Source organism: Azospirillum sp. UENF 312511, from assembly GCF_058780635.1.
In genome coordinates this window covers 2,792,291-2,817,635 of record NZ_JBSNCG010000003.1, presented here as the reverse complement: position 1 = coordinate 2,817,635, position 25,345 = coordinate 2,792,291, and the positions used below count along the sequence as shown (strand labels likewise).

Sequence of the window (25,345 nt, the reverse complement as noted above, 5' to 3'; positions counted from 1 at the left end):
GGTGCCGGACACCATGAAAACCAGCGCCGCTCAACCGCGCCGGACGTAGCTTTCCACGAGGTCGTCCCCGGCCTGCCGCAGGTCGGTTCGGCGGAATCGCGACATGCGCTCCAATCCGTCCACCCCGAAGGCATGGACCGCCGGCAACCCGTCGCCCCCCATGACAGAGGCGGCGCGGAACCATTCCAAGCAATCCACCAGATTGGCCCGCAGCAGCGAGGCCGCCAGCGTGGCGCCACCCTCCACCAGCACGCGGGTCAGGCCCCGGCGGGCCAGGGCGACGCTCGCCGCGGCCAGATCCGGCAGGCCGGCGGAGTCGGCCGGCACACGGATCACCTCGAGTCCACAATCCTGGAAGACGGCCAGGCGGCTCGGGTCCGCATCCTCGCGGGTGACCACCCAGGTCGGCACGGAGCGCGCCCCCACGGCCAGCTTCCCGGTCAACGGCAGGCGCAGCCGGCTGTCCACTACGATCCGTACAGGCGAACGATGGGCCAGCCCCGGCAGGCGGCAGGTGAGTTCCGGATCGTCGGCCAGGGCGGTGCGGATGCCGACCATGATCGCGTCGTGGGTGGCGCGCAGCCGGTGCCCCCAGGCCCGCGCCGTCGGCCCGGTGATCCATTGCGACTGGCCGCTGTGGGTGGCGATGCGCCCGTCCAGCGTCGTCGCCGCCTTGAGCGTGTAGAGCGGGCGCTCGTCCTGGATGCGCCGGAAGAAGCCCTCGTTGAGAGTCCAGGCGGCGTCCTCGCAGACGCCGGTGTCCACCGCGATCCCGGCGGCGCGCAGCCGCTCCAGTCCGCCCCCCGCCACCCGCGGGTCGGGATCGCCGCAGGCCACCACCACCCGCGCCACCCCGGCCTCCACCAAGGCCAGAGCGCAGGGCGGCGTTTTCCCGTAATGGTTGCAGGGCTCCAGCGTCACATAGGCTGTGGAGCCCTGCGCAGCCCCACCGGCACGGGCCAGCGCTTCCGTCTCGGCGTGCGGCCGCCCGCCCGGCTGGGTCCAGCCGCGCCCGACCACCACGCCGTCGCGCACGATGACGCAGCCCACCGCCGGGTTCGGCCATGTGTTGCCGAGCCCGCGCGCCGCCAGGGCCAGCGCGGCCCGCATGTGGCGGAGGTCGTCGGGGGGAATGGCTTGCTTCGCCATGGGCGCCGCCCGCCCCCTCACCCGTTCTGGGCTTCGGGGGCGAGCTGCTCGACGAACTCGTTGAAGTCCGACGCCTCGCGGAAGTCCTTGTAGACCGAGGCGTAGCGGATGTAGGCGACCTGATCGAGCGTCTGGAGCGCCACCATGATCATCTCGCCGATCTGCTTCGACGGGATCTCGCTCTCGCCGGAGGATTCGAGCTGGCGCACCAGACTGTTCACCACCCGGTCGATGCGGTCGGCGTCGATCGGGCGCTTGCGCAGGGCGATGCGCATGGAGCGCAGGAGCTTTTCGCGGTCGAAAGGCTCCCGCTGGCCGGTGCTCTTCACCACCGTCAGCTCACGGAGCTGAACGCGCTCGAAAGTGGTGAAGCGCGCGCTGCAACTGGGGCAGAACCGCCGTCTGCGGATCGCCGAGTTGTCCTCGGTCGGTCGCGAAGTCCTTGACCTGGGTGTCCTCGTGTCCGCAGAACGGGCAGCGCATGTCCGGCCTTTCCCCTTAGTCGGTCTTGATGATTACAGGGTCGGGTAGATGGGGAAGCGGCGGCACAGCTCGCGCACCTCTTCCCGCACCTTCGCCTCGACCGCCGCGTTGTCGCCGGAGTTGCTGGCAGCCAGCCCATCCAGCGTCTCGACGATCAGGCGGCCGACCTGCTCGAACTCGGCCACGCCGAAGCCGCGGGTGGTGGCCGCCGGGCTGCCCAGGCGGACGCCGGAGGTGATCATCGGCTTCTGCGGGTCGAACGGGACGCCGTTCTTGTTGCAGGTCATGCCGGCGTGCTCCAGGCTCGCCTCGGCGGCCTTGCCGGTCAGGTTCTTCGGACGCAGGTCGACCAGCACGATGTGGCTGTCGGTGCCGCCGGACACGATGTCCAGGCCGCCCTCGATCAGCACCTTCGACAGGGCGCGGGCGTTGTCGAGGACGCTCTTGGCGTAGCTCTTGAACTCCGGACGCAGCGCCTCGGCGAAGGCCACCGCCTTGGCGGCGATGACGTGCATCAGCGGGCCGCCCTGCAGGCCGGGGAACACCGCCGAGTTGATCTTCTTGGCGATCTCCTCGCTGTTGGTCAGCACCATGCCGCCGCGCGGGCCGCGCAGCGTCTTGTGGGTGGTGGTGGTGACCACGTCGGCGTAGGGGAACGGGTTCGGATAGACGCCGCCGGCGATCAGGCCGGCGTAGTGGGCGATGTCCACCATGAAGTAGGCGCCGACCTCGTCCGCAATGGCGCGGAAGCGCTGGTAGTCGAGGACGCGTGGGTAGGCGGAGCCGCCGGCGATGATGAGCTTCGGCTTGTGCTCGCGGGCCAGGCGCTCGACCTCGTCAAAGTCGATCAGGTGGTCGTCACGGCGCACGCCGTACTGCACGGCCTTGAACCACTTGCCCGACAGGTTCGGGGCGGCGCCGTGGGTCAGGTGGCCGCCGGCCGCCAGCGACATGCCGAGGATGGTGTCGCCCGGCTGGAGCAGGGCGAGGTTGACCGCCTGGTTGGCCTGCGAACCCGAGTTCGGCTGGACGTTGGCGAAGCCGCAGCCGAACAGCTTGCAGGCGCGCTCGATCGCCAGCGTCTCGGCCACGTCCACATACTCGCAACCGCCGTAGTAGCGCCGGCCCGGATAGCCTTCGGCGTACTTGTTGGTCATGACCGAGCCCTGGGCCTCCAGCACCGCCTGGGAGACGATGTTCTCGGACGCGATCAGCTCGATCTGCTCCTGCTGGCGGACCAGCTCGTCGCGCACCGCGCGGGCCAGTTCGGGATCGGTCTCGGCGAGCGAGGCAGCGAAGAAGCGGCCGATCTCGGCGCGGGGGTCGGCGTTGGTCACGGTCATGGCAGGGCAGGTCCTTGGTTCAGAAAGCAGTCACGGGCCGGGTGAAGGGCCGTCTCATCCCATTTTGGCGATTCGCCGGCTGTGCCGTTCACCGCCTTCGAAATCGGTCTTCAGAAAGGCGTCCACGCAATCCTTCGCGATCTCCGCGCCGATGATGCGGGCGCCCAGAGCCACCACGTTCGCGTCGTTGTGCTGGCGCGCGAGGCGGGCGGTCGTCACGTCATGCACCAGGGCCGCACGGATGCCCGGGTGGCGGTTCGCCGCGATGCTGATACCGATGCCGCTGCCGCAGATCAAGACGCCGCGCACCGCGCGCTTGTCGTTGATGGCGCCGGCCAGCGTCGTGGCGAAATCCGGGTAATCCACCGATTCCGGACCGTTGCAGCCGAGGTCCAGCACCTCGTAGCCGGCGCCGGCCAGCCAGGAGGCGATCTCGGCCTTCATCTCGTACCCCGCGTGATCGGACGCGATCGCGATGGTGGTCATGAAAGAAAAACTCCGTGCACGAAATACGAATGGCGCCGGCCCGGCGGGGACGGCGGCACGGCGCGCAAGCTACCAGATATCGCCCCGGACTGCCAGAAGGACACAACGCACAGGGGCTTTGCACCGGGCACAGAACCGCAAAGGAGGGAGGCCGGGCATGGGCGCGGATCACGGGCCCCATGATCCATGATGCATGCCGAGAACAAATGTTTCTCTATTTCCCGCCCCCGTTGACGTTAACGGCCAGTAAGCAGAGCCGCCAATTCGGTCTCGCACCACGAATCGGTCAGTTGCGGTGCCCGATTCCCATGGTCTTGCCTAGCTTCCCCGCACTAGACGATGCCTAAACGTGGGGCAGTGCAGCCGCAGCCCGGCCATTTCCTGGGACATCTGATTTGCCACGCCTTGTAACTTCATGCAGATCGCAAATAACTTAATTCGCTCCTCTCGAAATTATATTGACACCCAAATCACGCTGTGCAACTTGGTTGCTAGGGACAAAATGAAAAATCAGGACTAATGGCAATGAGTGACCAGCTTCGCGCCGATGTGCCCGATAACGAGCTTCTGCGGATGACCGCGGACATCGTCTCCGCATATGTCAGCAAGAACGTTCTGCCGGCGCAGCAAATTCCCGAGGTGATCAACACGGTCTACTCGTCGCTGACCGGGCTGAACACGCAGCCCCGAGAAATTCCGTCGGAGCCGCTGAAGCCCGCCGTGCCGATCCGCAAGTCGGTGACGCCCGAATACATCGTGTGTCTGGAGGACGGCAAAAAGCTGAAGATGCTGAAGCGTCATTTGCGCTCCACCTACAACATGTCGCCCGACGAATACCGGGCGCGCTGGAGCCTGCCGCCGGACTATCCGATGGTCGCGCCGAACTACGCGGCGCAGCGCTCCGAGTTCGCGAAGCGGATCGGCCTCGGCCGCAGCTCCGGCCGCCAGACCCGCCGCAAGGCCGGCTGAGCGCCAGCACCGTCCTGAACGAACAGGGCCGGCCTCCCCGATGGGAAGCCGGCCCTGAGTCGTTATGCCGTCATGTCTTTCCTGGCCCTGAACCGTCCGGGCCCTGTATCCCGGACCATGGCGCCGACGGACTTCAGCGAACCCGCCAGCGCCTCCCATCACCCGCAGTTGCGGCCAGACAGGCGGCAGTTGAAGCGTTCGACATTGCGGGTCAGTTCCTGCCCTGTGCTGGTGTTTTCCTCGTTCAGACAGCGCAGATAGTCCATGGTCTTGTCCACGTACTCCTTCACCTCGAACTGGCAGGTGGCCATCTTGTCCGCGCTGACGAAGGTGGTAGTGTCGCTCATGCAGAGCGGAACGCCGGGCTTCGTGCAGATGATGGTGGTTTCCGACCGCGCCGCCGGGCTTTGCAGCGCCACGGCCAGCACCAGCAGCGTGGCCGCCGGCTTCAGGGTCTCTCTCAACAGCACGGGCATTCTCCGCAAGACCGTCACGCAACGCATTGCGATCGTCTCCCTCCGCATTCGGTCAGGATCGACGCGCCTGGAGCGCACTGCCCAGGAAGCGCATCGGTCCGTTCGTTCGTGGAACGGTTTCTACAGGCGTTACATCCGATGCACCAGTGCCCACGGCGCGGCATAGGTCTAGAGTCGGAGTTGAGCAGTTCACCCCTGGACTGGTTCCGCAGGTCCGGCACCGGGATGTCAGTGCTCACCATCAGCAGAAGCCAAGACTAGCCGCGCCCCCCGCACCGCCGGGAGGGCGCGCTTCTTGGCGCCTGTACTCACAAAACCCGGTCAGCGGCAAAACCCGGTCAGCGGCAAAACCCGGTCAGCGGCAAAACCTAGTCAGCGTTTGACGGCGTCGCGCTTCATGACGAACTGGAGCTTGCTGATCGCGGTCCGCTTCAGCAGTTCCAGACTGCCGGTGGCCGGGCCGACGACCGACACTTCCGTCGCGGTGACGGGGTCGATGGCCATGACCTTCAAATAGCTGCCGACCCGCTGGAATTCGAACAGCACCTCGCCAACAGCGCCTCTTGTGCCGTTTCCAGCCGTCTGGCCCTTTCCAGGCGCCCGATTGCCCACCATCGCTTCTTCTCCATCGCCGGCCTTCGCCGGTCCCGTTACCACCTTAGCACAGCGCAACCGCTCCGGAACCCCGTCTGCCACGTCCTGTTGTTGGCGGACGACGCACTCAGCAAGGGAGTACCGGCACCATGGCTGCCAAGACCATGCAGGATCTGCTGATCGAAGAACTTCGCGACATCTACCACGCCGAAAAGCAGCTCACCAAGGCCCTGCCGAAACTGGCCAAGGCGGCGCACTCCGAACAGCTCCGCGCGGCCTTCGAATCCCACCTGGAGGAAACCCGCGGCCAGATCGAGCGTCTGGAGCAGGTCTTCGACGAGTTGGACACCCGCACCCGCGGCAAGCATTGCGACGCGATGGAGGGGCTGATCAGCGAGGCCCGCGAGATCATGGAGATGGGTCTCGCCCCGGAGGTTCAGGACGCCGCCCTGATCGCCGCCGCCCAGAAGGTGGAGCATTACGAGATCGCAAGCTACGGCACCGTCCACGCCTACGCCACCGCCTGCGGGCTCACCAAAGTGGCGGAGCTGTTGGAGCAGACTCTGAACGAAGAGAAGGAAACCGACAAGAAGCTGAACATGCTGGCAATCAACGACGTGAACAAAAAGGCGATCCAGGCCAGCGGGCAAAAGGCGGCCTGACAACGGCGCGCCGTGCCATAAGCCGAATCTCTTGTTACAGCGGGCACCATTGAAGGCGGGCGGACGAGCCCCTACTATCGGGCCCACCCAATCGATTTCTCCGGTGCCCCCATGCGCAGGGTCGCGTCCATTATCGGCTCCCTTCTCATCGCCGCCACCATCGCCGGTTTGTCCACGGTGGTTCAGGCGGCGGAGGGGCCGGCGGCCCTGCCGCCTTCCGTCCGCATCAAGCCGGTGATGGTCCCCATCGTCACCCGCGGGCAGGTGGAGCGCTACACCCAGATCGAGGTGATGCTGGAGGTGGCGAACGCCACCCGGCTGGGTGAAGTCCAGGTCGCCATCCCGCGGCTGCACGACGCCGCGCTGCGCGCCGTCTATCTGGGCATTGAGGAGGGATGGATCGTCCGCGGCAACATCGCCAACATGCCCGCTCTGCGCCGCAAGATCGACGAGGAGAGCGTCAAGCTGTTCGGCAAGGACGTCGTCAGCCGCATCCTCATCACCCCCTTGTCCCGGCAATCCTCCTTTCCCTGACCCCCTACCCTCCTTCCGGTGGTTGCCTCCTCGGGCGGTTCGCGGCAGCATGGCCGCCTGACCGGTGAGGAAACGCGAGAATGGCCGTGGTGTATGTGGCGCGCAGTGCCGCGCTGACGAAGTGGGCGTCCGACGTTGGGCAGGGAAAGCATATCTTCAAGCTGGGCGTGGCCGCCGACAAGGACGAGGCCAAGACCGCGATCGACGCCGGCTGGGCGGGCGAAGGCGATTGGCGCCTGATCCACAGCCAGGACGTGGCGGATCTCGACGAGGAGACGCTGATCGAGCGGCTGATGCGCAAGGAGAAGGTCATCGATCCGACCTACTACCCGAAGCTGAAGGGGGCTGCCGGCGTCTTCCGCATCACCTTGACCAACGTGCAGAACAGCCTTCTGGTCGCCAAGGCGATGTCCGCCGACGAGCCGCTGACCGACATCAAGGTGAAGCCGAAGGACATCGGTGAATACATGATCCGCAACGCCCTGCCCTCCCCGTCATGAGCAGCAACGTCCCGCCACTTTACACCATTGGTTACGAAGGAGCTTCCTTCAACTCCGTCCTGCGTGCATTGAAGGCGCGGGGCGTCGGGGTCCTCCTCGACGTGCGTGAGTTGCCCTTGTCCCGCCGCGCCGGCTTTTCCAAGAGGCCGCTGTCCGCCGGGCTGGAGGAGGCCGGAATCGGCTACGTCCATCTGAAGGGGCTGGGCACGCCCAAGGAGGGGCGCGTCGCCGCCCACCAGGGCGACCTGGACCGTTTCTGGTCGATCGTCGATGCGAAGATGCAGGCCCCGGAAGCGGAGCATGACCTGAACCGCGCCGCCGCGCTGGCGCGGGAACGCCCGGCCTGCCTGCTCTGCTTCGAGGCGTCGCCGCACCTCTGCCACCGGCTCCGCGTTGGCGAATTGCTCCACAGCCGTTTCGGCTTCACGGTGGAGCATCTGAACCCCACCGACTTCTCCTTCTAGGGGCTGACATGCACTCCCGCTGGTACCGCTTCGCCGATCTGTCCGCCGGCACCTTCCACGACATGCTCCACCTCCGCCAGAGCGTGCTGGTGGTGGAACAGGCCTCGCCCTTTCCCGACCTCGACGGACGTGACCCGATGGCGCAGCATCTGGCGCTGTATGAGGGCGACACACCGACACCCGTCGGCTACGCCCGCATTTTCGGTCCGGATGCCGACACCGGCACGACCTCGTTCGGGCGGTTGGCGGTCGCTCCGGCGTGGCGCGGCAAGGCGTTGGGCCGTCGGCTGGTCGCGGAATGCCTGGAACGGCTGGCCCAGGAATGGCCCGAGCACGACGTGCAGATCAGCGCGCAGCTTTACTTGGAGAGCTTTTACGGCGGCTTCGGCTTCCGGCGCGTCAGCGAGATTTACGACGACGTCGGCATCGACCACATCGACATGCGGTTGAGCCGATAGGGAGGAAAATCCTGTCTATTTCCTGGCCTCGGCCAGGATATCGCCGGCTTCCTTGCGGATGACGTTCAGGTTCTTCAGCAGGATCGCCAGCGCCTGATCGTAGTTGAATGCCTCCTCCAACTCGTCCGGGATGTCGGTGTCGTCGGCGGCGACGGAGACCTTGGCCTTCTTCTTCACGGTCGCGAAATACTCGCTGCCGGTCTTCTCGAATCCCTTGATGGCCTTCTGCAGGGCATCGACGTCATTGGCTCGCGTGGCGGCGTCCAGCGCCTTCGTCGCTTTCTCCAGCCCGCTCGACGCCCGGAAGGCGAGCAGGAAACCCTCGGCGGGCTTCTTCTTGCCGGTCAGCGCCTCGAACATCTTCTTGGCGGAGGTCCAGTCGGCGAAGAAGGTGGTGGCGGGCATCTCCTTGGCGCTGCCGGCCTTCTCCAGCTTCTTCAGGACGGACTGGCTTTCCAGCTGGGCCATCTGCTCGACGTTCATGGCGCCGCCCAGCATGTCGGCCGCCACCTCAACCGCGCCCTCGTTTTTCGCCTTCTGCGCCTTGACGATCACCGCGCTGAGCTTTGCCCGGAAGATCTTGGTCGCCTGGAGCAGATCGGCCAGCGCCGCGCGCAACGCCTTGGCGTCCCCGGCCTTGTAGGCCTTGTCCCAGGCCGCGGCAGCCTTCTCCACATCACCGGACTTCTTCACCACCGCCAGGGCGTCACCCGAGTTCGGGATCTTCTTCGCCTCGGCCTCGCACTTCGCCTTGTGCTTCTTGAACTCGGGAGCGGCGGCGAACGGCATGGTCAGGTCTCCGGCTTGATGTCTTCCACCCCGCTCGACCGCAGCGAACGGTTGCAGAAGACTAAGCGTTGTCCCGCCGCCGTCAACGCGGACCCGGTTCAAAATGGAAGAAGCGGCTCCACTTGGCCCAACGCTCTAGCCGACCACCATCGCCTGTAGCGTTTCCAGCCGGTCGGCCTCCGCCGCCGGCTTGTCCCAGCGGATGCGGTGGACGCGCGGAAAGCGCATCGCCAGACCGCTCTTGTGGCGGTTCGACGGGTGCACGCTGTCGAAGGCGACCTCCAGCACCAGCCCCGGCTCGACCTCGCGCACCGGGCCGTAGCGGCGGGTGGTGCGGTTGCGCACCCAGCGGTCGAGTTCCACCAGCTCCGCGTCGGTGAAGCCGAAATAGGCCTTGCCCACCGGCACCAGCTCCTCGCCGCGCCAGACGCCGAAGGTGAAGTCCGAGTAATAGCTGGACCGCTTGCCGTGCCCGCGCTGGGCGTACATCAGCACGGTGTCGAGGGTCAGCGCCCCGCGTTTCCATTTGAACCAGGGCCCCTTGGGACGCCCAGCGACGTAGACGCTGTCCTTGCGCTTCAGCATCAGCCCTTCGATGCTGTTCTCCCGGCTGCCCTCGCGCAGGCCCTTCAGCGCCTCCCAGCCCTCGAACGGCACCAGCGGCGACAGGTCCATCCGCCGGGGCCGCACCGCGTCGTGCCAGCGCTCCAGCCGGGCGCGCCGCTCGGTGAAGGGCAGGCTCCGCAGATCCTCCTCGCCGTCGAACAGGATGTCGTAGAGCCGCACCCAGGCGGGAAACTCCTTGAGCATCGCCGCAGTGACCGTCTTGCGGTTCAGCCGCTGCTGAAGGTCGTTGAACGGCGCGATCTCGCCCTCGTCGCGGGCAACCAGCAATTCGCCGTCCAGCACGGCGTCGAAGGTCATGTGGTCCGCGATGTCGGGAAAGGCGCCGGACACGTCGTCGCCGGTCCGGCTGTAGACACGCCGCTCGCCGCCGCGAGCCGCCAGCTGCACGCGGATGCCGTCCCATTTCCACTCTGCCGTGTAGTCGGCCGGATCGAGCCCGGCCATGTCCTCCTCCTCCAGCGGATGGGAGAGCATCAGCGGGCGGAAGCCCGCCCCCTTCCCCGCCGCCGGCCGGTCGGACCTCCCCTCCAGCCAGGCGAACAGGTCCGCGTAGGGCGGGGTCAGCCCGTGCCAGCACTCCTCGATATCGCCGAGATCGACCTTGCCCCACTCCGCCAGCGCCGTCTTGGCCAGCCGCGCCGACACGCCCACCCGCAGGCTGCCAGTGATGAGCTTGAGCAGCGCGAAGCGGCCCGAGGAATCCAGCGTGTCGAGCCAGCCTTCCACCAGACCCATCACCTGCCCGCGCTTGGCCGCGCGCAGAGTCTCCACCACCTCGGTCATGGAAGGCGGCAGGCTGTTCGCGCGCTCCGGACGCTCCGGCCAGATCAGCGCCACCGTCTCGGCAAGGTCGCCCACATAATCATAGGACAGGGCAAAAAGCTCGGGATCGACGCGGGTGGCGACCAGTTGCCGGATCGCCGCCGGCTTGGCCTCGTGGAAGACCAGCGATTCCGTCAGGGCCGCCAGAGCCCAGCCGCGGTCCGGGTCGGGCGTGGTGGCGAAGAAGTCGGCCAGCAGGCGGATCTTCCCGTTGCGCGCCGGCATGAAGACCAGCCCGTCGATCAGTGCGGAGAAGTTCCTCACGCACCCTCCTCCTCAAAGCCGACCAGGGCCAGGGCGCGGGCGCGGATGCCGCGCTGGGTCGCGTGGTGGACCAGCGCCTCCTCCCGGCCATGGGTCACCCAGACCTCGGGCGCGGCGACCTCGTCGAGCGTCTGGACCAGTTCGTCCCAATCGGCGTGGTCGGAAATGACCAGCGGCAGTTCCACGCCGCGCTGGCGCGCCCGCTGACGCACCCGCATCCAGCCGGAGGCCATCGCCACCACCGGGTCGGTCAGCCGCCGCGCCCAGCGGTCGGCCACCGCGCCCGGCGGGGCAAGCACCAGGGCGCCCTTCAGCTCCTCCTTGGCCGCCACGGTGGCCGGGCGAAGCTCGCCCAGGGGCACGCCGAAGCCCTCGTAGAGCTTGCAGATCGGCTCCAGGGCGCCGTGCAAATAGATCGGCCGGTCGTAGCCGGCGGCGCGCAGCAGGGAGATCACCCGCTGGCATTTGCCCAGCGCGTAGGCCCCGACGACATGGCTGCGCTCGGGAAAGATCGACAGTGAGTGCAACAGCTTGTCGATCTCGCCCAAATCCGGCGGGTGACGGAAGACCGGCAGGCCGAAGGTCGCTTCGGTGATGAAGACGTCGCAGGGCACCGGCTCGAACGGGGCGCAGGTTCGGTCGAAGCGCCGCTTGTAGTCGCCGGACACCACCACCCGCGTGCCCGCATGCTCCAGCACCACCTGCGCGCTGCCCAGCACATGGCCGGCGGGGACCAGACGCACCGTCACGTCGCCGATGCGGATCGCCTCGCCATAGTCGAGCGTCTGCGTCGCCGCCCCCGCCCCCTCGCCCAGCCGTTGCCGCATGATGGCGAGCGTCCCGGCGGTGGCGAGCACATGGGCGTGGCCGGGCCGGGCATGGTCGGAATGGCCGTGGGTGACGACCGCGCGCTCCACCGGGCGCAGCGGGTCCACGTAGAAGCCGCCGGGCTCAACATAGAGCCCCTCGGGGCAGACCTTCATCCAGCGTTCGGCGGGGGGACGGGCGGGGCTTTGTGCAGGCATGCCCTGCAATATAGGCCGTCCTCGCGAAAGGACAAAATTCCGATTCCTGCGGTTGCGTCGGCGCGAACCACAGCGCAGGATGCGGGAGAACGAGGGAGACCCTGACCATGCACGACCGCCTGTCCCCGACGCCCGAGGTCGCCGCCGCCCTGGCCGAGGGCCGACCCGTGGTGGCGCTGGAATCCACCGTTATCTCCCACGGTATGCCCTATCCGAAGAATCTGGAAACGGCGACGGCGCTGGAGGACGCGGTGCGGGCCGAGGGGGCGGTGCCCGCCACCGTCGCCGTTCTCGACGGTCGCATCCGCGTCGGGCTGGACGGTGAGTCTCTGGAGCGGCTCGCCAAGGGCGGCACCAGCGTCATGAAGCTGAGCCGCCGCGACCTGCCCGTCGCGCTGGCGACCGGGGCGCTGGGGGCTACCACCGTGGCCGCCACCATGATCGCCGCGCGGCTGGCCGGAATCGCCGTCTTCGCCACCGGCGGCCTGGGCGGGGTGCACCGCGGCGCCGAAACCAGTTTCGACGTGTCGGCGGACCTCGACGAGTTGGCCCGCACCAGAGTTTGCGTCGTCTGTGCGGGCGCGAAGTCGATTCTTGACCTTCCGAAGACGCTGGAGGTGCTGGAGACCCGCGGCGTCCCCGTCCTGGGTCTGGACACCGACGCGTTTCCGGCCTTCTACAGCCGCAACTCTGGTCTGCCCGTCTCTCATCGCTGTGACAACGTGCATGAGGTCGCGGCGATCCTGAGGGCCAAATGGGAGCTTGGGCTGGAGGGCGGCGTGGTCCTCGCCAACCCCATCCCGGAGGCCGACGCGCTGGATGGCGAGGTCATGGAGCGGGCCATCGCGCAGGCGCTAAAGGATGCGGAACATCATGGAATCACTGGAAAATCCGTGACGCCTTTTCTCCTTGCGGCGCTGGAGCGGATCACCGGCGGGCGCAGCCTGACCGCGAACATGGCGCTGATCCGACACAACGCCGTGACCGCGGCGCGGCTGGCGGCGGCCTACGCGGCGCTGGCCTCCTGACCGGTCATAGGCCGTTACGCATAAGAGGTAAGCCATCCGTGACGTCCGGATTTAAGTCCCCGTTAACCGACGCCGGGTGAATCTGCGCTCGTTCTTCAGCGGAGGTCTCTATGCGTGCGCCCAGCCCGTCGAACCTGGTTTCCCGGATGATCGCCATGGCCGCCCAGCCCGACGAGGGCATCGGCGACACCGACAACCGCCCGGCTGCGCGGGTCAAGAAGATCGTCTGGGCCTCCCAGGCGGCGAAATTGCGGGGTTCCCTCTCCTCCCGCCTCGTCCACGAAATCGAGTGCGCGGTGTCCGCCGACCTCGACAGCATGGAACTGCCGGAAGTGTTCTTCACCTCCGTCGAGTTCGCCGGCCGCGTCATCACCTGCGACCTCGACGCTTCGGGCACCGCCTCGATCTTTGGCCTGATCGACATCAGCGATTACGACGAGCTGGTGGAAGAGGCCGGCGACGACGCGCTGTTCGGCGTCGATTGGGACGGCGTCTACGTGACCCCGGCGCGCACCCGCCACTGAGGCTTTCCACGCGACCCAAGGAAAAAGCCGCGGGACCCGGACGCACGCCGGGTCCCGCGGCTTTTTGCGTTGGCGTCCTCAGCCCAGCGCGCGGGCGAGGATGACGTCGAGAGCCTTCAGCATCTCCGGGTCCCGCTTGTCCGGCGCGGTCATGATCGCGTAATCGAGCGCGGTGTGGCAGCCCTGGGCGCACAGCCCGTCACGCGCCTGGACCTTTGGCGCGAGCGTCTTGACCAGCGACCGGGCCTTGCCGGCGTTGGCCACCACCACCCGGATGACGGCGTCCACGGTGACGTGGTCGTGCTCCGGATGCCAGCAGTCGAAGTCGGTGACCATGGCGACGGTCGCGTAGCACATCTCCGCCTCGCGGGCGAGCTTGGCCTCCGGCATGTTGGTCATGCCGATCACGTCACAGCCCCAGCTCCGATACAGCTCGGACTCGGCCTTGGTCGAGAATTGGGGGCCTTCCATGACCATGTAGGTGCCGCGGCGCTGGTGCGGCACCTTCAGCTCCACCAGCGCCTCCTCGATCAGGTCGCCCAGCCGCCCGCAGACCGGATGGCCCAGCGCCACATGCGCCACCAGACCGGTGCCGAAGAAGCTCTTGCTGCGGGCGAAGGTGCGGTCGATGAACTGGTCGATCACCACGAAGGTGCCCGGCGGAAGATGCTCCTTCAGCGAACCGACGGCGGAAACCGACAGGATCTCTGTCACGCCCAGCGCCTTCAGCGCGTAGATGTTGGCGCGGAAGTTCAGCTCGGACGGCGGGATGCGGTGACCGCGGCCGTGGCGCGGCAGGAAGACCAGCTTCTGGCCGTTCAGCTCGCCCGTCAGCAGCTCGTCCGACGGGTCTCCGAAGGGCGTTTCCACCTTCACCCAGCGTTGATTCTCCAAGCCATCGATGTCGTAGACGCCGCTGCCGCCGATCACGCCGAGCACCGGCGCGGACCCGGTTTGCGCCATAGTCACATGCCTCCGTCAATGGGAGGGCGCAGTATTCCGCCCCGGCCCGGCAAAGGCAACGGTCACGGCGGAGGCGGTCACAGCGTTCGCAGCAGAACCACCACCAGCGTCAGATAGACGGCGGCCTTCGCCGCGGTGCTGAGGCGCGCGACGCTCCACAGCGCCACGCCGGGGCGGCGGAACAGGGCGACCAGCGCCATCCCCGCGCCGAACCCGCCGAGATGGGCCGCCCAAGCCACATCGCCCAGACTGGAGCCCGGAGCCGGCGGCATCAACGTCATCGCCACGTTGATCGCCAGGAAGCTGCCCACCACGAAGGAGGCGGGAACCCGCGGCCCCGGCGTCACGCCGAGCGTCGCCTGCGGGTGCAGCAGCAGAAAGGCCCCCATCACCCCGCAGATCCCCCCGCTCGCTCCGACCAGCGGTGCCATGGGATCGACGGCCAAGGCCCCCTCCACCATGGCCCCCGACGCCGCGCAGAGCAGAAAGAACAGCAGGTAGCGCAGGCTGCCCATCGCCAGCTCGACCGCACCGCCGAAGGCCCAGAGCGCCAGCATGTTGCTGACCAGATGCACGATGTCGCTGTGGATCAGGACATGGCCGAACAGGCCGCGCCACACCGCCCAGGTCGGCAGCGGCCCAGCCGTCTCCACCGTTCCGAAGAAATAGGCGGGAACAAAGGCGAGGGATTCCGGCGGCAGGCCCAGCACGAAGGCCAGCGTGCAGGCCATGACGATGCCCTGGTTGACGTAGGGAATCCTTCTGGCAGCGCGCACCGCTCCCCCTTCGCCGATGACCGGAGCCTTGGCGGCCCGGCCTTCATCCTTGCTCGATATGGGGGCTCTTGCGCCGATGACCAGCGCCCGAAAGCGGCTCGCAAGCAGGTTGGAAGGTCGGACCTATCAGTAATTCCACTCCCACTTGACGCCGACGCGGGTGTCGGAATCGGCGCCGACATCCGCCTGGGCCTTGATGTTCTTCGTGATGTCGACCTCGACGGTGGCGCGGCTCTGGTTCGCGCCAATGCCTTGCTCCACGCCGACATAGACGCGGTCGCTGACGTAGCGCCCGGCCTCCACCGCCCCGCCCTTGCCGTCGGCACCACCGGTGAATTCCAGCCGGTCGACACCGAGGCCGCGGCGCAGGTTGCCGAGCAGGCCGGGCCCTCCGCCGCCGAAGCCGGCCAGAGTCGCCGCGGACTGCGCAAGCTGGACCGCCTCCACCGCGTTCAGGTTGCCGACCGATTTCCCGAACAGCACCGCGGACAGCACCTCATCCTGCGGCAAGCCTTGCGGGGAGGTCAGCTCCAGCTTCGGCTGGCCGGCGGTGCCAGTGACCAGAACCTGGGCGGTCACATCGTTGGCGGTGGCCTCGGCCAGGAAATCCAGCCGCGGGTCGATGGTGGGGCCGCCGTCGAATTCGATGATGCCGCGCTTGAAGACGAAGGTCTTGGCGAGAAGGTCCAACTCGCCCTTCAGCATGTTCAGCCGGCCGCTGACCAGCGGCTGGCTGGAGGTGCCGGTGACGGCAAGCTGGCCGGCGAACTCCGCCTCCAGCCCACGGCCCCGGACGAATATCTGGTTCTGCGCGTTGATCGTCAGGTCAAGGATCATCGCGAAGGCCGGCTCAGGCGCCGCGGGTTGCCCATTGCCCGCCTGCCCGTTCTTCAGGCTGACCGGCTGCGCCTTGCGGCCCTTGCCGACCTCGACGACCTTCAGGTCTACCACGTTGGGCGGGGTCTGGTTGGGAATCTGGATCTCGGCCCGCTCGATCCGCACGGGACCGGCCAGCCGCGGATTCAGGAAACTGCCGGTCAGCGTCAGGTTGGTGCCGAGGGTGACCGCCGCCAGATCGTTCTGCACCAGCCGCGCCCGGTCGGCCTGGATGACGAGGTCGAGCTGCTGCTGCAGGTCCACGGCGGCGGGGCGGATCACGCCGCGGGCGCTGATCTCACCGCCGTTGGTGGTCCGCCCGCGAAAGCTCTGGATGGTGAAGACGTCGCCGTCGCCGACGATGCGGGCGTCGATGTTGCTGATGATGGCGCCGCTCGCCCGGTTCTCGTAACGCCCGTTGGCCAGCGTCACCGTGCCGCCCAGCCTCGGGGCCGCCACGGTGCCGTCGACGCTGACGTCGAGCCGCAGCGTGCCGCGCGCCCTGTCGCCGCTGGCCGCCAGCAGGTCGTTGGCGAGGGAGGCGTCGATGGCGCCGCGCAGCGCCGCCTCCAGACGGCCGCGCTCCGGCACCGAGAAGGCCAGCGTGTCCGGGTTCATCGCCAGCGGCGCGGCGGCGGTCAGGGTCACCCGGCCGGCGTTGTTGCTGGTGGCGACGTCGCCGTCCACCGACAGGCGGGCCTCCCGCCAGCGGGCGTTGACGGTGGCGTTCAGGCCCGGCACGCCGGCCTGGGTGGTCTGCTGTGCCTTCAGGTTGGCGACGCGCACCGTGGCATCGGCCTGCGGGCGGCGGACGGTGCCACCGAGAGTCGCCTGCGCGTTCAGCGTGCCGTCGAGCCGGAGGGTCGGATTCGCCAACCGGGCCAGCGCCATCGGCACGCGGTCCAGCCGCAGTTCGCCCGACAGCCGCTCCCCGTTCAGGCCGAGGTCGGCGGCGAGCTGGGCGTTGCCGCTGACCAGCCGCAGACCGGACACCTCGTAGCGCCGATCGCCCAGGGCGATGGCGGCGGGCTGGGTCAGCCGGAAGGATTCGCCGCTGTAGCGGCCCTGGAGCCGGTCCAGCCGGATGCGGTTCAGCGCGCCGTTCTGGGTGAACTCCCCGGCCAGTTCGAGCCCCAGCGGGTCGCTTCCGGCCCCCGCCGCCTCCGCCCGGAAGGCCGCCTTGGCGAGCGAACCGTCCACGCTGGCCGTCACCCGGGACAGGTCGTTGCCGGCGGCGGCCCCATCCTGAAGCTCCACGCGCGCCTTGCCGCTGGCGTTGCCCAGCGCGTCGGCGACGTCGGCGTTGGCGGTCAGGCGGCGCGCGGCGAGCAGCGGACCGCCCTCCCCCTCGACGCGGAGGTTGGTGGCGTTGGCGGTCAGGTTGGCCGCCTGCTTGCCGTTCGGCGCGTCGAGCGCGACGGTGAAACCCGCCGCTCCGGTCAGCGGCACGCCGGCCAGCTCCGACAGCGCCTGGAGCTGCGGCAGGTTGCCGTCGAGCTTGCCGGTCGCGGTCATGGCGTCGAGCGCGACGCGCACCGCACCGGTGATCCGGTTCGGCCCGTTCGCCAGCGCGAGGTCGCTGATCCGCAGCGCCTGTCCTTCCAGCGCGTAGGCGGCGTCGGCGGTCAGCCCGGCGCCGGCCAGTTCCGTGCGGGCCGACACACGCCCCTGCGGGGCGGCCGGCAGGTTCTCCGCGGTGGCGTTCAGCCGCGTGTCGCCGAAGCGGCGCCCCTGCACGGCGAGGTTCCGCGCGTGCAGCGCCGCTTCCGCCACCAGCGCGTCCAGCGGACCTCTCGCCGTCGCGTCGAGCGTCAGACCGCCGGCCATCTCCGTTCCGGCGGCGGTGCCCACCGGGGCGAGGTCGGCGATCTCCAGCCGGGTCTTGGCGTCCACCGCCCCGTCCACCAGGGCCGCATCACCCGTCAGCCGTCCATTGCGGCCATCCACCGTCAGGTCGGTGAGGCGCATGGCGCCGCCCGGCTCCATCACCGCCTGCGCGCCCAGGCTGACGTCGCGGCCAAGCACGCCGTCGGCGGGCGTTCCGGTTTGCAGACCACGCAGCGCGCCGCTGAGGCCCGCCGTCAGCGTGCCGTCCTCCTGCCGGCGCACCGGCCCGGCCAGGGCCAGCGACCCGGCCAGCGGTTGCCCGGCGAGGGCGGAGAGACGCGACAAGTCGTCGGCGTTCAGCGACACCGTCACGTCGGCGGTCTGACCCCAGCCGGTCACGCTGCCCTGCGCCCCGGCGCTGGCCGCCGCGGTGGTCAGTGTCACCCCGTCGATCCCCACCGCCCCGGTGTCGGCGTTGATCCGCGCCCGCCCGTCCAGCCGCACCTCCGGCCCGGCGACCGAGGCCAAGGCGGGATCGTCGGCGGCAAGGTCGTGGATCAGCCCCTCCACCACCACGGTCAGCGCGTCCAGCGTGCCCTGGGCGGTGCCCGACACGGTGCCCTCCCGCCAAGCGATGCCGGGGGCGAAGCCGTGCAGGGTGGAGTCCGGCCCGGCCTGGACCTCGTAGCGCAGGTCGAGGCTGCGGCGGTCGGCGCCGACACGCCCCGAGAGATTGGCCGTGGCGGCGGCGGTCTCGACGGCCACCGGCTGCAGGGTCAGGGCGCCGTCCGGAGCGACCACCACGGTGCCTTTCAGCGCCGGCTGCGGCCCGGCCAGCGGCGCGATGTCGGGGCCGAGCAGGGACGCCACGTCGCCGCTCGCCGCGATGGAGACGGCGTGCCCTTCCGGCACCGCCTTGATCGTGGCGTCGGCGGCCAGCCGGGCGGCGTTCTCCGCCGCCGCGGTGAAGGTGCCCTTCCAGTCGTCCAGCGAGCCCTGCCCGTCCAACGAGGCGCTGACCGGCGGCGCGCCGGGGATGTTCAGCGCGGTGGCGATCAGCCCGCCCGCCGGCTCCGACGCCTTCAGGTTCAGGTCGAGCCGCTTGTCGTCGGGGTTGAAGGCGACGTCGAGCGCCACCGTGCCCGGCTGCTCGCCCAGACGGTCCACGTTCAGATGCGCTTCCAGCGACGACCCGCCCGAGGCGAGGTCGAGCGACCCGTCGATCTTCAGCCGCGCCTCCTGCCCGATCAGCGGCTCCGCCAGGACCAACTCGGCGATGGCCAGCTTGTCCACGGCGACGCCCACCGGCAGGCTGGGCAGCAGCGAGGTCGGCCCCTGGTCGGGCGGCGGCTCCGGCCCCTCGGTGGGCAGCGGCGCGCGCTCCACGACGACGCGCTGCGCCTCGATGGCGTCGGCCTTGGCCCGCCCGGTCAGCAGGGCGGTCGGGGCGAGGTTGACGCGCAGATCCTCCAGCCGCAGCCACACGCCCTCGCGGTCGGCGACGGTGACGTCTGAAATCGTGAAGTTGATGGGGACCGCGCCGCCGATGGTGCCGATCCGGACCTGAAGGTCGGGGCCGTTCACCACCTTCTCAATGGTCTGGGCGATCCAGCGCCGGACGGCGTTGGCCGGACCCCAGCCGCCCCCTTCGGTGTCGGCCGCGCGGGCGGCCTCCGTCAGGACCGCCCCGGTCAGGACGGCGAAGGCCAGAAGAAGGACGATCAGACGACGCAGACCCGACACCACGCACCCCGTTGCGGCATTCCCCGAATGGTATAACGGGAAAGAGCATGGGCGATCCCGATCCAAGTGGCAAAAATGCGACCCGGCCCGGCATCACCGGTTGAAAGGACGAATCAGAAGGCCTGACCCAGACTGAGATAGAGCTGCCACTTCGCATCGCCGGAATCGGCGTTCAGCGGGAAGGCGACGTCGGCCCGCAGCGGCCCGAAATCGGTGTAGTAGCGGGCGCCGATGCCCGCACCGACCTTCAACGGTTCCTTGAAGTCCGGGAAGGCGCTGTCGAAGACGGTGCCGGCATCGACGAAAGGCACGATGCCGACGGTCTCGGTCACCTTGACGCGCAATTCCAAACCGGCTTCGAACAGCGACCGTCCACCGGTCGGGTCGCCGTAGATGTCGCGCGGCCCGGCCTTCTGGAAGCCATAGCCGCGCACCGACCCGCCGCCGCCCGCGTAGAAGCGATGGTCCGGCGGAACCTGGTCCAGCGACGCCCCCACCGTGCTGCCGACGCCAATGCGCGCCGCCGCGACGTAGCGCCCGTCGTCGGACAGATCGCGGTAAGCCGACGCGTTGATCTGGAAGCTGGTGAAGATCGAGTCCGTATCCCCGGCGTACGGAAACCAGGGGGTGGCGAGCAGCGAGGCTCGGTAGCCCCTGGACGGGTTCAGCAGATTGTCCGAACCGTCCCAGGCGATGCCCAGCGGCACGCCAATGAAGCCGGTCTGGTACTCCCGCAGGTTGTTGCGGACTCGCCCCCGCTCTCCAGACACGCCGTAAGAGATCTTGAGCTGGTCGGTCACCTGCCGCTCCAGCGAGGCCGAGCCGATGGTGGCGACCCGGTCGTAGGCCGGCGGCTGCTCCGACGCGACCTGGAAATCCAGGATCAGCGACTGGCGCGGCGCCAGGAAGTCGGGCTTGCGGAAGTTGGCGGACAGGCGGATATCCGGGAGGTCCAGGCTGCCGCGCGGCCCCTGCCCGGCACCGTTGTCGCCGCCGATTCGCCCGACCTCGACGCCCAGCCGCAGCCGCTCCGCCCCGCCGAACAGGTTGCGGTGGCCCCAATAGGCCGAGCCGCCCACGCCATCCTCCGACGAGTAGAAGGCGCTGGCCCCGATGAAGCGGTGCAGCTTCTCGGCCAGGGTCACGTCCACCGGCGTGACGCCGCCCGGCCCCGGCTCCTCGGCCAGCCGCACCCGCACCGTGTCGAACACGTCGAGCTGGGCGATCTGCTGGCGCGCCCGGTCGACCTTGGCCGGGCTGTAGATGTCGCCCTGCTTCCAGGGCAGGCGCCCGCGGATCAGCCCCTCGTCGACGCTGGCCAGCCCGTCGATCTTGGTGTCGCCGAACATCACCAGCGGGCCGGGATCGACCGAGTAGGTGACGTCCATGCTGTGGTCGTCGTGGTCCACCACCACCCGCCGCTCGGCGACGGTGGCGAAGGGGTGGCCGCGGTCGGTCATCCGGCGCAGCAGCGTGGACTGCGCGTCCACCACCTGCGGCGCGCGCGCCCGCTCCCCGACCGGCAGGCCGATGTCGCCGGGCGTCACGTCCCCACCCGGCAGCGGCGCGCCGTCGGTGGAGGCGATGGTGATGGTCTTGAAGCGGTAGGGTGTGCCGGGCGTCACCGCCACGGTCACCTTGGCCGGCGTCCGGGCCGCGTCCACCCGGATGTCAAGCACGGCGTCGTAGAAGCCGGCGGAGCGCAGCGCCGTCTGGAGGCGCTCCCGGTCGTTGTCGGCCCGCCGCTCCAACCCCAGCACCGACGGCGGCGGATCGTTCTTCAGGCTGACCAGCGAGGAGCTGTCGCGCAGCAGGTCGCGCAGTTCGTCGTCCTCCAGCCCGGTGAACTCCACCTCGTAGGGGATCTGCGGGCCGGGGGCGTCGGGGGTGGGGTCATCCTGCCCGGAACCGTCCTGCGCCGCGGGCGGCGGAGCGGCCTCCTGAACGGGGTCCTGCGCGCGCAACGGGTCGCCCGGCACGGCGACGAGCGCGCTGGACAGGAGAATGACGGCGAGGCGGGAAGCGGAAACGCGGCTGGTCATCACCGGACCATGTGGGATTCCGAGACGCAGACGCCAATGATTCGGTCGCCGCGGCGCAAGGAAATTCCGCATAGGCGCTTTGGGCGAGTTTCCCCCACCACGCCGCTTGCGTTATGAAGCCGGATCATTATATTGCGTCGCAACAGTTTCCCCGGCAGAGCCCCCCGATCGATCTCGGAGGGTTTTTTTGTTGTGCGCGGCCGACGTGCCGCGGTGTCGGGGCGGCATTGCGCAACGGAAGCCCCAGAGCGGATTTAAGAGTCCCCGACACATGAATCTTCGTAACGTCGCCATCATCGCGCACGTCGACCACGGCAAGACGACCCTGGTCGATCAGCTCCTCAAGCAGGCCGGTTCGTTCCGCGAGAACCAGCAGGTCGCCGAACGCGCCATGGACTCCAACGACCTGGAGCGCGAGCGCGGCATCACCATCCTGGCCAAGTGCACGTCGGTCCTGTGGAACGACCTGCGCATCAACATCGTGGACACCCCCGGCCACGCCGATTTCGGCGGCGAGGTCGAGCGCATTCTCTCCATGGTGGACGGCGTGGTCCTGCTCTGCGACGCCGCCGAAGGGCCGCTGCCGCAGACCAAGTTCGTGCTGGGCAAGGCGCTGAAGCTGGGCCTGCGCCCGATCGTCGTCATCAACAAGGTGGACCGTCCCGACGGCCGTCCGCACGAGGTGCATGACGAGGTGTTCGACCTCTTCGCCTCGCTCGACGCCTCGAACGAGCAGCTCGACTTCCCGACCCTGTTCGCCTCGGGCCGCAACGGCTGGGCGACCACGGACCTGGAGAACGGCGCCCGCGAGACGCTGACCCCGCTGTTCGAGCTGATCCGCGATCACGTCCCGCCGCCCAAGGTGGAAGAGGACCTGCCCTTCGCCATGCTGGCGACCACGCTGGAGGCGAACCCCTATCTGGGCCGCATCCTGACCGGCCGCATCCAGACCGGCAGCGTCAAGGTCAACATGGCCATCAAGTCGCTGAGCCGCGACGGCAAGCTGATCGAGAACGCCCGCATCAGCAAGGTGCTGGCCTTCCGCGGCCTTGAGCGCGTTCCGGTGGACGAGGCGCACGCCGGCGACATCGTCGCCCTGGCCGGCCTGACCACCACCACCGTGGCCGACACCATCTGCGCGCCGGAAGTGGCCGAGCCGCTGGCCGCCCAGCCGATCGACCCGCCCACCCTGGCGATGACCTTCTCGGTCAACGACAGCCCGCTGGCCGGCCGCGAGGGCGACAAGGTCACCAGCCGCATGATCCGCGACCGCCTGATGCGCGAGGCCGAAGGCAACGTCGCCCTGCGCGTCAGCGACACCGAGGGCGGCGACGCCTTTGAGGTGGCCGGCCGCGGCGAACTGCAGCTCGGCATCCTGATCGAGACGATGCGCCGCGAGGGTTATGAGCTGGCCATCAGCCGCCCGCGCGTGCTGTTCAAGACCGATCCGCTGAACGGCCAGCGCCTGGAGCCGATTGAGGAAGTCGTCGTCGACGTGGACGAGGAGTTCTCCGGCACCGTCGTGCAGAAGATGGCGGAGCGCAAGGCGGACCTCATCGAGATGCGTCCGTCGGGCGGCAACAAGACCCGCATCGTCTTCCACGCCCCGTCGCGCGGCCTGATCGGTTACCAGGGCGAGTTCCTGACCGACACCCGCGGCACCGGCATCATGAACCGGCTGTTCCACGGCTACGCCCCCTACAAGGGCACGATCGCCGGCCGGCGCACCGGCGTGCTGATCTCCAACGCCGACGGCACCGCGGTCGCCTACGCGCTGTGGAACCTGGAAGATCGCGGCCCGATGCTGATCGATCCGGGCGTTCCGGTCTATCAGGGCATGATCATCGGTGAGCACACCCGCGGCAACGACCTTGAGGTCAACGTCATCAAGGGCAAGCAGCTCACCAACATCCGCACCACCAGCAAGGACGAGGCGGTCCGCCTGACCCCGCCGATCCAGATGACGCTGGAGCGCGCCCTGTCCTACATCGGCGACGACGAGCTGGTCGAGGTGACGCCGAAGTCCATCCGCCTGCGCAAGCGCTACCTCGACCCGAACGAGCGCAAGCGTCACGCCCGCGCCGCCGAAGCCAGCTGAGGCTGACGGGCAAGGCAGTGTTGAGATCGCGGGAGGGCTTCGGCCCTCCCGCTTTTTTATGGCCCGTTTTCTTTTCAGCGGCGGTGACCGCGGTTACCCTCCCGGAAACACATCCGGAGGGACCAATGTCAGGGCGCGAACACCAGTACGGCACGACGGTGACCTGGACCGGCAACCAGGGAACCGGAACCTCGGGCTACAAGGCGTACAGCCGCGATCTTGAGATCACCACGCCCGGCAAGCCGCCGATCCCCGGCTCGTCCGACCCGGCCTTCCGCGGCGATCCCGCGCGCTACAACCCCGAAGACATGCTCGTGGCCTCGCTCTCGGCCTGCCACATGCTGTGGTACCTGCATCTGTGCGCCGTGAACGGCGTCAGCGTGACCGCCTACACGGACGATGCCGGCGGAACGATGGCCGAGGAGGCGCACGGCGGGGGCCGCTTCACCGACGTCGTCCTGCGCCCCCAGGTCACCCTCGCCCCCGGAAGCGATTCCGCCAAGGCCGTGGCCCTGCACCACGAGGCCCATGAGAAATGCTTCATCGCCAATTCGGTGAATTTCCCGGTGCGGGTCGAGGCGCGGATCACCGTTGATTGACAAAGAAAAATGAATGACAAAGAAAAACCCCCTTCCGGATGGAAGGGGGCGATTCCTAGTCCCGCAAGCTCTTCTTCTTGATATCGGGCTTCTCGCCCAATTCGTCGAACTTCTCCTGGACCGGCTTGTCGGGGTCGCCCGAGGCCTGCCCGGTTTCCTTGATGAGCTTGTCCTCAATCCGCTGCGCGGCGTCGGACGGGGCATCGTCCTTGCGATGCCCCCGCTCCTCCGTGCCCATCACTTGTCGCCTTTGAGGATGTCCTTCACCTTGCCGACGACCTTGTCCAGCTTGCCCTCGGCCTTGTCGGCGCGGCCCTCGTCCTTCAGATCCCGGTTGCCGGTCAGGTCGCCGGCCTGCTTCTTGACTTCGCCCTTCAGCTCCTTGCCGGCACCCGTGATGCGATCGGTGTTCATGGTGCCCTCTCCTTTGATCGGTGAATGTTTCAGCGACCGTAAACAGGGCCGCAGGAGAAACGTCACGCCTTCGCTTGATCGCAAAAGGAGAGGGTACCGTCGCGTTCGGCTTTGTCTGGCCTCACTTTTGGCCCAACCCCTCCCCGATCTTTCGGATAAGCCTGTCCCGCTCCTCCGGGCTGTAGCGCTCCGCGAAGCCCGACCCCCAAACCGGCCCCGGCCACGCCGGGTCCGTCCTGGAGCGGGCGATGACGTGGATATGAAGCTGCGGAACCAGATTGCCCAGGGCCCCGACGTTGATCTTGTCCGGGCTGAACAGGGTTTCCAGCGTTCGCGAGGCCTGGGCGATCTCGTCCACCAGCCGGTGCTGGTCCTCTCGGGACAGCTGGTGGATCTCCGTCAAGCCATGCCGGGCGGGAACCAGGATCAGCCAGGGCCACACCCGGTTGTCCATCAAAAGGACACGGCACAGCGGCCATTCGGCGATCGGGGCGGTATCGGCCTGCAAACGGTCGTGGAGATGGAACATCGTCATGGGGTCCCGTGTCTTCCCTGTGCTGACTTCCCTTCGGCCCGTAAGGATTTCCTTGCGGTGTCCGGGGAAGAAAACGCCCATCCGGCACGTTCGTCCAGTGGGGTCTTCGTCCAGTGGGGATTGCTGCCGCTGCAGGTCTGGGCACCGGCGCGTCGGAGTGGGACTGGTTGCGGGACTAGGAAAAATGTATAAACTGCCGCACGATCTTTATTCGGTCCGGTGATGTTCCGGTCGGAGGCGTTCGGTCTTCCGGCTTATACGGATCGCGCGGCGGA

The 25,345-nt window shown here is 68.3% G+C and carries 25 protein-coding genes and 1 pseudogene; 10 read left to right on the top strand and 16 right to left on the bottom strand.

Translation table 11 applies throughout. The features are described from left to right. Positions 1 to 30: 30 nt before the first annotated feature. From ribD to rpiB, 4 genes and pseudogenes are all read right to left on the bottom strand, one after another. Positions 31 to 1,149, bottom strand: a complete 1,119-nt coding sequence (gene ribD, locus ACWPN7_RS24770; RefSeq protein ID WP_459196555.1) for a bifunctional diaminohydroxyphosphoribosylaminopyrimidine deaminase/5-amino-6-(5-phosphoribosylamino)uracil reductase RibD — start codon at positions 1,147 to 1,149, stop codon at positions 31 to 33. A gap of 17 nt (positions 1,150 to 1,166) precedes the next feature. Continuing rightward, positions 1,167 to 1,632 (bottom strand): annotated as a pseudogene (gene nrdR / locus ACWPN7_RS24765) (transcriptional regulator NrdR). A gap of 32 nt (positions 1,633 to 1,664) precedes the next feature. After that, positions 1,665 to 2,975: a serine hydroxymethyltransferase gene (gene glyA / locus ACWPN7_RS24760; RefSeq protein WP_200475806.1), complete on the bottom strand. Its 1,311-nt coding sequence runs from the start codon at positions 2,973 to 2,975 to the stop codon at positions 1,665 to 1,667. Between the two features lie 54 nt (positions 2,976 to 3,029). After that, the gene (rpiB, locus tag ACWPN7_RS24755) at positions 3,030 to 3,461 is read right to left on the bottom strand and encodes a ribose 5-phosphate isomerase B (protein WP_459196554.1); all 432 of its coding nucleotides are present in this window, start codon (positions 3,459 to 3,461) and stop codon (positions 3,030 to 3,032) included. Positions 3,462 to 3,986: 525 nt separating this feature from the next. On the opposite strand from rpiB, the gene ACWPN7_RS24750 reads away from it, so the two are divergent. Continuing rightward, a complete protein-coding gene (locus ACWPN7_RS24750; protein WP_014240726.1) occupies positions 3,987 to 4,430 on the top strand; it encodes a Ros/MucR family transcriptional regulator in 444 nt (147 codons plus the stop codon). A gap of 158 nt (positions 4,431 to 4,588) precedes the next feature. On the opposite strand, the gene ACWPN7_RS24745 is transcribed toward ACWPN7_RS24750, so the two are convergent. Then, positions 4,589 to 4,900, bottom strand: coding sequence for a hypothetical protein (locus ACWPN7_RS24745; protein ID WP_236778081.1), 312 nt, complete (start codon positions 4,898 to 4,900; stop codon positions 4,589 to 4,591). A gap of 378 nt (positions 4,901 to 5,278) precedes the next feature. Next, positions 5,279 to 5,521: a DUF6898 family protein gene (locus ACWPN7_RS24740; protein ID WP_459196553.1), complete on the bottom strand. Its 243-nt coding sequence runs from the start codon at positions 5,519 to 5,521 to the stop codon at positions 5,279 to 5,281. 128 nt (positions 5,522 to 5,649) lie between these two features. Between ACWPN7_RS24740 and ACWPN7_RS24735 the strand changes: the two genes are divergently transcribed. The 5 genes from ACWPN7_RS24735 to ACWPN7_RS24715 all read left to right on the top strand — a co-directional run bounded on the left by ACWPN7_RS24735 (position 5,650) and on the right by ACWPN7_RS24715 (position 8,118). Further along, positions 5,650 to 6,162, top strand: coding sequence for a YciE/YciF ferroxidase family protein (locus tag ACWPN7_RS24735; protein WP_038527615.1), 513 nt, complete (start codon positions 5,650 to 5,652; stop codon positions 6,160 to 6,162). Between the two features lie 111 nt (positions 6,163 to 6,273). Continuing rightward, on the top strand, positions 6,274 to 6,696 hold the full coding sequence (locus tag ACWPN7_RS24730; RefSeq protein WP_038527613.1) for a hypothetical protein: 423 nt from the start codon (positions 6,274 to 6,276) through the stop codon (positions 6,694 to 6,696). 80 nt (positions 6,697 to 6,776) lie between these two features. Continuing rightward, positions 6,777 to 7,196, top strand: coding sequence for a hypothetical protein (locus tag ACWPN7_RS24725; protein WP_137103025.1), 420 nt, complete (start codon positions 6,777 to 6,779; stop codon positions 7,194 to 7,196). Then, positions 7,193 to 7,660 carry a DUF488 domain-containing protein gene (locus tag ACWPN7_RS24720; protein ID WP_492273473.1) on the top strand — a complete coding sequence of 156 codons (468 nt, stop codon included), beginning with the start codon at positions 7,193 to 7,195 and terminating at the stop codon, positions 7,658 to 7,660. Before ACWPN7_RS24725 ends, ACWPN7_RS24720 begins: the two co-directional genes overlap by 4 nt. 8 nt (positions 7,661 to 7,668) lie before the next feature. Then, entirely contained in the window at positions 7,669 to 8,118 is a 450-nt protein-coding gene (locus tag ACWPN7_RS24715) for a GNAT family N-acetyltransferase (protein WP_459196551.1), read from the top strand. Between the two features lie 15 nt (positions 8,119 to 8,133). On the opposite strand, the gene ACWPN7_RS24710 is transcribed toward ACWPN7_RS24715, so the two are convergent. The 3 genes from ACWPN7_RS24710 to ACWPN7_RS24700 all read right to left on the bottom strand — a co-directional run bounded on the left by ACWPN7_RS24710 (position 8,134) and on the right by ACWPN7_RS24700 (position 11,603). Further along, positions 8,134 to 8,907 carry a hypothetical protein gene (locus ACWPN7_RS24710; RefSeq protein WP_492273472.1) on the bottom strand — a complete coding sequence of 258 codons (774 nt, stop codon included), beginning with the start codon at positions 8,905 to 8,907 and terminating at the stop codon, positions 8,134 to 8,136. 135 nt (positions 8,908 to 9,042) lie between these two features. Further along, positions 9,043 to 10,620 (bottom strand): cisplatin damage response ATP-dependent DNA ligase, encoded by a 1,578-nt coding sequence (locus tag ACWPN7_RS24705; RefSeq protein ID WP_456522134.1) that lies wholly within the window; start codon positions 10,618 to 10,620, stop codon positions 9,043 to 9,045. Then, positions 10,617 to 11,603, bottom strand: a complete 987-nt coding sequence (locus ACWPN7_RS24700) for a ligase-associated DNA damage response exonuclease (protein ID WP_103038984.1) — start codon at positions 11,601 to 11,603, stop codon at positions 10,617 to 10,619. The genes ACWPN7_RS24705 and ACWPN7_RS24700 overlap by 4 nt, the downstream gene beginning before the upstream one ends. Before the next feature lie 149 nt (positions 11,604 to 11,752). Between ACWPN7_RS24700 and ACWPN7_RS24695 the strand changes: the two genes are divergently transcribed. Continuing rightward, on the top strand, positions 11,753 to 12,673 hold the full coding sequence (locus tag ACWPN7_RS24695; protein ID WP_459196550.1) for a pseudouridine-5'-phosphate glycosidase: 921 nt from the start codon (positions 11,753 to 11,755) through the stop codon (positions 12,671 to 12,673). Positions 12,674 to 12,783: 110 nt separating this feature from the next. Then, the gene (locus ACWPN7_RS24690; RefSeq protein ID WP_038527598.1) at positions 12,784 to 13,197 is read left to right on the top strand and encodes a hypothetical protein; all 414 of its coding nucleotides are present in this window, start codon (positions 12,784 to 12,786) and stop codon (positions 13,195 to 13,197) included. A 78-nt stretch (positions 13,198 to 13,275) separates the two neighbouring features. Here the strand turns inward: ACWPN7_RS24690 and ACWPN7_RS24685 are convergent, their stop codons facing one another. The 4 genes from ACWPN7_RS24685 to ACWPN7_RS24670 all read right to left on the bottom strand — a co-directional run bounded on the left by ACWPN7_RS24685 (position 13,276) and on the right by ACWPN7_RS24670 (position 21,424). Further along, the gene (locus ACWPN7_RS24685) at positions 13,276 to 14,160 is read right to left on the bottom strand and encodes an S-methyl-5'-thioadenosine phosphorylase (RefSeq protein WP_459196549.1); all 885 of its coding nucleotides are present in this window, start codon (positions 14,158 to 14,160) and stop codon (positions 13,276 to 13,278) included. Positions 14,161 to 14,237: 77 nt separating this feature from the next. Continuing rightward, positions 14,238 to 14,936: a rhomboid family intramembrane serine protease gene (locus tag ACWPN7_RS24680; RefSeq protein WP_137114590.1), complete on the bottom strand. Its 699-nt coding sequence runs from the start codon at positions 14,934 to 14,936 to the stop codon at positions 14,238 to 14,240. A 126-nt stretch (positions 14,937 to 15,062) separates the two neighbouring features. Continuing rightward, complete coding sequence (locus ACWPN7_RS24675; RefSeq protein WP_459196548.1) at positions 15,063 to 19,382, bottom strand: translocation/assembly module TamB domain-containing protein; 4,320 nt, start codon at positions 19,380 to 19,382, stop codon at positions 15,063 to 15,065. 113 nt (positions 19,383 to 19,495) lie between these two features. Further along, complete coding sequence (locus ACWPN7_RS24670; protein ID WP_459196547.1) at positions 19,496 to 21,424, bottom strand: autotransporter assembly complex protein TamA; 1,929 nt, start codon at positions 21,422 to 21,424, stop codon at positions 19,496 to 19,498. A 271-nt stretch (positions 21,425 to 21,695) separates the two neighbouring features. Between ACWPN7_RS24670 and typA the strand changes: the two genes are divergently transcribed. Together typA and ACWPN7_RS24660 are read left to right on the top strand one after the other, a co-directional pair. Further along, the gene (typA, locus tag ACWPN7_RS24665) at positions 21,696 to 23,522 is read left to right on the top strand and encodes a translational GTPase TypA (protein WP_014240708.1); all 1,827 of its coding nucleotides are present in this window, start codon (positions 21,696 to 21,698) and stop codon (positions 23,520 to 23,522) included. Between the two features lie 125 nt (positions 23,523 to 23,647). Further along, positions 23,648 to 24,121 carry an OsmC family protein gene (locus ACWPN7_RS24660; protein ID WP_459196546.1) on the top strand — a complete coding sequence of 158 codons (474 nt, stop codon included), beginning with the start codon at positions 23,648 to 23,650 and terminating at the stop codon, positions 24,119 to 24,121. Between the two features lie 55 nt (positions 24,122 to 24,176). Here the strand turns inward: ACWPN7_RS24660 and ACWPN7_RS24655 are convergent, their stop codons facing one another. The 3 genes from ACWPN7_RS24655 to ACWPN7_RS24645 form a co-directional block, all read right to left on the bottom strand. Beyond that, complete coding sequence (locus ACWPN7_RS24655) at positions 24,177 to 24,359, bottom strand: hypothetical protein (RefSeq protein WP_103038981.1); 183 nt, start codon at positions 24,357 to 24,359, stop codon at positions 24,177 to 24,179. Further along, on the bottom strand, positions 24,359 to 24,535 hold the full coding sequence (locus ACWPN7_RS24650) for a CsbD family protein (RefSeq protein ID WP_014240705.1): 177 nt from the start codon (positions 24,533 to 24,535) through the stop codon (positions 24,359 to 24,361). The genes ACWPN7_RS24655 and ACWPN7_RS24650 overlap by 1 nt, the downstream gene beginning before the upstream one ends. Positions 24,536 to 24,656: 121 nt before the next feature. Next, positions 24,657 to 25,070, bottom strand: coding sequence for an HIT family protein (locus ACWPN7_RS24645; RefSeq protein ID WP_459196545.1), 414 nt, complete (start codon positions 25,068 to 25,070; stop codon positions 24,657 to 24,659). Between the last annotated feature and the right edge of the window lie 275 nt (positions 25,071 to 25,345).

Excerpts from the sequence above, each read along its gene's own strand:
- ribD (WP_459196555.1), bottom strand. The coding sequence starts at position 1,149 with ATGGCGAAGCAAGCCATTCCCCCCGACGACCTCCGCCACATGCGGGCC.
- ACWPN7_RS24690 (WP_038527598.1), top strand. The coding sequence starts at position 12,784 with ATGCGTGCGCCCAGCCCGTCGAACCTGGTTTCCCGGATGATCGCCATG.
- ACWPN7_RS24730 (WP_038527613.1), top strand. The coding sequence starts at position 6,274 with ATGCGCAGGGTCGCGTCCATTATCGGCTCCCTTCTCATCGCCGCCACC.
- ACWPN7_RS24695 (WP_459196550.1), top strand. The coding sequence starts at position 11,753 with ATGCACGACCGCCTGTCCCCGACGCCCGAGGTCGCCGCCGCCCTGGCC.
- ACWPN7_RS24710 (WP_492273472.1), bottom strand. The coding sequence starts at position 8,907 with ATGCCGTTCGCCGCCGCTCCCGAGTTCAAGAAGCACAAGGCGAAGTGC.
- typA (WP_014240708.1), top strand. The coding sequence starts at position 21,696 with ATGAATCTTCGTAACGTCGCCATCATCGCGCACGTCGACCACGGCAAG.
- ACWPN7_RS24700 (WP_103038984.1), bottom strand. The coding sequence starts at position 11,603 with ATGAAGGTCTGCCCCGAGGGGCTCTATGTTGAGCCCGGCGGCTTCTAC.
- ACWPN7_RS24720 (WP_492273473.1), top strand. The coding sequence starts at position 7,193 with ATGAGCAGCAACGTCCCGCCACTTTACACCATTGGTTACGAAGGAGCT.
- glyA (WP_200475806.1), bottom strand. The coding sequence starts at position 2,975 with ATGACCGTGACCAACGCCGACCCCCGCGCCGAGATCGGCCGCTTCTTC.
- ACWPN7_RS24685 (WP_459196549.1), bottom strand. The coding sequence starts at position 14,160 with ATGGCGCAAACCGGGTCCGCGCCGGTGCTCGGCGTGATCGGCGGCAGC.
- ACWPN7_RS24750 (WP_014240726.1), top strand. The coding sequence starts at position 3,987 with ATGAGTGACCAGCTTCGCGCCGATGTGCCCGATAACGAGCTTCTGCGG.
- ACWPN7_RS24735 (WP_038527615.1), top strand. The coding sequence starts at position 5,650 with ATGGCTGCCAAGACCATGCAGGATCTGCTGATCGAAGAACTTCGCGAC.
- ACWPN7_RS24645 (WP_459196545.1), bottom strand. The coding sequence starts at position 25,070 with ATGACGATGTTCCATCTCCACGACCGTTTGCAGGCCGATACCGCCCCG.
- ACWPN7_RS24660 (WP_459196546.1), top strand. The coding sequence starts at position 23,648 with ATGTCAGGGCGCGAACACCAGTACGGCACGACGGTGACCTGGACCGGC.
- ACWPN7_RS24725 (WP_137103025.1), top strand. The coding sequence starts at position 6,777 with ATGGCCGTGGTGTATGTGGCGCGCAGTGCCGCGCTGACGAAGTGGGCG.
- ACWPN7_RS24715 (WP_459196551.1), top strand. The coding sequence starts at position 7,669 with ATGCACTCCCGCTGGTACCGCTTCGCCGATCTGTCCGCCGGCACCTTC.
- ACWPN7_RS24670 (WP_459196547.1), bottom strand. The coding sequence starts at position 21,424 with ATGACCAGCCGCGTTTCCGCTTCCCGCCTCGCCGTCATTCTCCTGTCC.
- ACWPN7_RS24650 (WP_014240705.1), bottom strand. The coding sequence starts at position 24,535 with ATGAACACCGATCGCATCACGGGTGCCGGCAAGGAGCTGAAGGGCGAA.
- rpiB (WP_459196554.1), bottom strand. The coding sequence starts at position 3,461 with ATGACCACCATCGCGATCGCGTCCGATCACGCGGGGTACGAGATGAAG.
- ACWPN7_RS24655 (WP_103038981.1), bottom strand. The coding sequence starts at position 24,359 with ATGGGCACGGAGGAGCGGGGGCATCGCAAGGACGATGCCCCGTCCGAC.
- ACWPN7_RS24740 (WP_459196553.1), bottom strand. The coding sequence starts at position 5,521 with ATGGTGGGCAATCGGGCGCCTGGAAAGGGCCAGACGGCTGGAAACGGC.